The sequence below is a fragment of the Enterobacter cloacae complex sp. 6730903 genome (assembly GCF_048283985.1).
In the GTDB taxonomy this organism is placed as follows: domain Bacteria; phylum Pseudomonadota; class Gammaproteobacteria; order Enterobacterales; family Enterobacteriaceae; genus Enterobacter; species Enterobacter hormaechei_C.
Genome location: NZ_JBLVXX010000105.1, coordinates 1 through 3,223 on the forward strand (window position 1 = coordinate 1; position 3,223 = coordinate 3,223).

The 3,223-nt window shown below is 47.1% G+C and carries 3 protein-coding genes and 2 pseudogenes; 4 read left to right on the forward strand and 1 reads right to left on the reverse strand.

The window, feature by feature from the left end; translation table 11 throughout:
- From ACNQ0W_RS24830 to ACNQ0W_RS24840, 3 genes are all read left to right on the forward strand, one after another.
- Positions 1-589, forward strand: a 589-nt coding sequence (locus ACNQ0W_RS24830; protein ID WP_417933282.1) for an RHS repeat-associated core domain-containing protein, incomplete at its 5' end; no start/stop codon positions are given.
- A gap of 9 nt (positions 590-598) precedes the next feature.
- Positions 599-1,042 (forward strand): DUF6386 family protein, encoded by a 444-nt coding sequence (locus tag ACNQ0W_RS24835; RefSeq protein ID WP_062933874.1) that lies wholly within the window; start codon positions 599-601, stop codon positions 1,040-1,042.
- Between the two features lie 653 nt (positions 1,043-1,695).
- Complete coding sequence (locus ACNQ0W_RS24840) at positions 1,696-2,121, forward strand: hypothetical protein (protein ID WP_062933875.1); 426 nt, start codon at positions 1,696-1,698, stop codon at positions 2,119-2,121.
- 59 nt (positions 2,122-2,180) lie between these two features.
- Here ACNQ0W_RS24840 and ACNQ0W_RS24845 read toward each other — a convergent pair.
- Positions 2,181-2,597, reverse strand: a pseudogene (locus ACNQ0W_RS24845) (DUF933 domain-containing protein); the annotation flags it as partial.
- Here ACNQ0W_RS24845 and ACNQ0W_RS24850 point away from each other — a divergent pair.
- A pseudogene (locus tag ACNQ0W_RS24850) lies at positions 2,593-3,223 on the forward strand (RHS repeat domain-containing protein); the annotation flags it as partial. The pseudogenes ACNQ0W_RS24845 and ACNQ0W_RS24850 overlap by 5 nt on opposite strands.

The following is a 3,223-nucleotide window of genomic DNA, read 5'->3' on the forward strand; positions in this document are numbered from 1 at the left end:
CCTGGATCGTGAGACAGGGCTGCACTACAATCTGTTCCGGTATTATGACCCGGACTGCGGAAGGTTTACGCAGCAGGACCCGATAGGGCTGGCGGGGGGGATAAACCTTTACCAGTATGCGCCGAATGCGCTGGGGTGGGTGGATCCGTGGGGGTTGAGTAGATGTTCTGGAGGTACACGCTTAACTGTCAATAAACCGAAGATTTTAAGCAGCACAAAGCTGTCATCAACTGAGAGAAAATTCCTCGAAAGACAGTTTATGAAAAAAATGAATGCCTTAAACCGAGCGGCTCAAAGAGGAGAGTTAGTTTGGTCTCCTGGCACCCATGAGGTTAGGATTTCATCTTTGCAAAGTTCTTACAGGCAGGCTGTTTCTGCACGCTTTGAAAAAATGTTTGGCTCAGCACCTGATCTAAGTAAGTTAAACGCTGATCATCCTGTTGATTTAATTGTTGGAGGTTCGCCTACACAAAGATTACAAATGCTGAACGAAACTATTAATAAAAGTGTCGGTAGTTCTTTGAAAAATGCAGGCAGAAAGGCGGGGCTTCAGCCCGGAGATGCCATCAGTGAGATAATATTTCAATAGGGGGCTAAAATGAATAAATCTATTAATATACAGACGGATACTGCCACATTAGTAATTTATGATTTAATGTCATTAAAGCATAGGATTAATGATGATGCAGATTGGTGGAGTCTTCCAGAAGATGAAGTTGAAGAAATAAATAAAGGGAATGTGTTATTTCTCAATCTTGGAAATGATGGTACCTATAAAGTTGATATTAAAAATGACATTGGTGAATATACCGGATCGTTATTTTTAAACGTACCTACTGGAAAGGTTTTCATAGGGGCGGGAGAGGATGTCACGGGCGGAGATCTGGAGCCAGATGATTCAGATGCTATTTCAGGCGAGTTTATTACTTTAGAACCTGGTAGTTACGAGGTTAAATATAAAAAGCATGGTTCAGATGTGCTAATTTCCTTTACAAAAACAACGTTTACTGAAAATTCATTAGAAGAGGGTGTTTATCTCTGAATGAAAATCCACGCCTTGGCGTGGATTTTTTCATCCAAAAAATGTTAAATAATTAATTAGTTCACCACGTAGCCATTTTTAACACTATTCTTTTTTCCTTCTGCACGCATCTTGCTTGCTTTTCTCGCGCCTTGCTTACCCTTGTCTTCAATAAGCTGTCAGTATACTCGCGACGAACAACTCTACCCTGAGAAAAGCCCCCAGTGGCGGCTGATCTCCGCAGCGAGTAATACCGCCTTGGGCGACGGCATCGCCGGGACGTCTTTACCTGCAATGTCAGAAATTTATGGGAAGAACCCCTGGGTAAAATAGTAAAACTGGACGTGAAGTAATTGCACGAATGCGAGGAGAAGGACGTATTCGTGGTACGGGCGATAGGATGTAATTTAAAAGCTCAACTGATGGTAAATGGTACCGTATTCAGGATGCGGACATGGCTCATTTAACAGATACTGGAATCAGAAGGGTGGCTACTATGGTCCTAAATCTCGTGAGGTCAGAGCCTTTATGAGAGATTCCAGAAATTATGAACTTGAATATTATGGCAACAATCGGTCTCAGGGGGCACTGCTACCTGATAGATATAAAGATTCCGCTGATTTTATTGGCCCACAGGAAAAATCCCAATATTTCCAATGAAGGAGCATTGTTCCATGAAAGGCCTTGAAGACCCAAAAATTGAATCCGAAATTAACTCCTTTGTTGAAAAAGGAAACGAGTTTCACGATGATAAAAAATACGTCGAGGCTTTAGAGCAATACCAAAAAGCCTGGCAAGCTCTTCCTGAGCCAAAGCTCGAATGGGAGCTCGCCAACTGGATCTCTGCCTGCATATACAGCGCATATTTTGATCTCGCGGTTTACGCTGAGGCAAAGAAATGGGGAGAGACGACATTACGGACACGTGGATCAGATATAGACACTGCACCCTTAATCGATCTCGGCATGGTCTGTTATGAGTTAAATCAATTCGAGGAAGCGTATAAATATTTTAACGATGCTTATAACTACGGCAAAGAGCGTGCGTTTCAGGATAGACCTAAAAAATATCTAGAGTTTTATCTGCGCAAAAGGGGATAAGTTCGTTACTCTATAAAAAAATCCACGCCAAAGCGTGGATTTTTTTAATTCAAAACAAATCAAACGTTAAACAAGAAGTTCATCACGTCGCCATCTTTAACGATGTAATCTTTCCCTTCCGCACGCATCCTGCCTGCTTCTTGCGCGCTCTGCTCACCCTTGTAGGTGATGAAGTCTTCATACGCGATAGTCTGCGCGCGAATGAAGCCTTTCTCGAAGTCGGTGTGGATCTTACCAGCCGCCTGAGGCGCAGTCGCACCGACAGGGATGGTCCATGCACGCACTTCTTTTACGCCAGCAGTGAAGTAGGTTTGTAGATTCAGCAGCTCATAGCCCGCGCGGATCACGCGGTTCAGGCCCGGCTATTCCAGACCCGGCTCGGCCATTAAATCTTCACGATCGGCGTCGTTCGTTTCAGCGATATTGGATTCAACCGCGTTCCAAAACGCTACCACTACAGAACCTTTATCGCTTGAAGAGTCTGCTGAGAAGGTCACGCACAACCGCCTGACGCAGCTCAACGGCATTCGCTGGCGCTGTGACATCCACGGCCGCACCGTGGAGAAGGATAACGGTCAGACCCGCTGGCACTACCGCTACGATCCGCTCGGGCGACGCATCAGCAAAACGCGACGCCAGATGCTGTTTGAGCAGCCAACCGGTAAGCCGGTCACCACCCGGTTTGTCTGGGAAGGGTTCCGTCTGTTGCAGGAGGTGCACGGGGATGTGCCGCTGACCTACGTCTACAGCGATCAGGACAGCTACGATCCGCTGGCGCGTATCGACGGCTTTGATGCCCCGGAAATCTTCTGGTTCCACTGTCAGCCCAACGGTACGCCGGAGCGGTTGACGGATATCGAAGGGCAGGTGCGCTGGGAAGGGGTGAACAGCGCCTGGGGCAAACTGCTGCGTGAAAGCGAGACGCAGGTATCAGGATATTCCCAGAACCTGCGCATGCAGGGGCAATACCACGATCGTGAGACAGGGCTGCATACAATCTGTTCCGGTATTACGACCCGGACTGCGGACGGTTTACGCAGCAGGACCCGATAGGGCTGGCGGGGGGGATAAACCTTTACCAGTATGCGCCGAATGCGCTGGG

Bases quoted from the DNA above. Each gene is read 5' to 3' on its own strand.
- ACNQ0W_RS24835 (WP_062933874.1), top strand. From the start codon at position 599: ATGAATAAATCTATTAATATACAGACGGATACTGCCACATTAGTAATT.
- ACNQ0W_RS24840 (WP_062933875.1), top strand. From the start codon at position 1,696: ATGAAAGGCCTTGAAGACCCAAAAATTGAATCCGAAATTAACTCCTTT.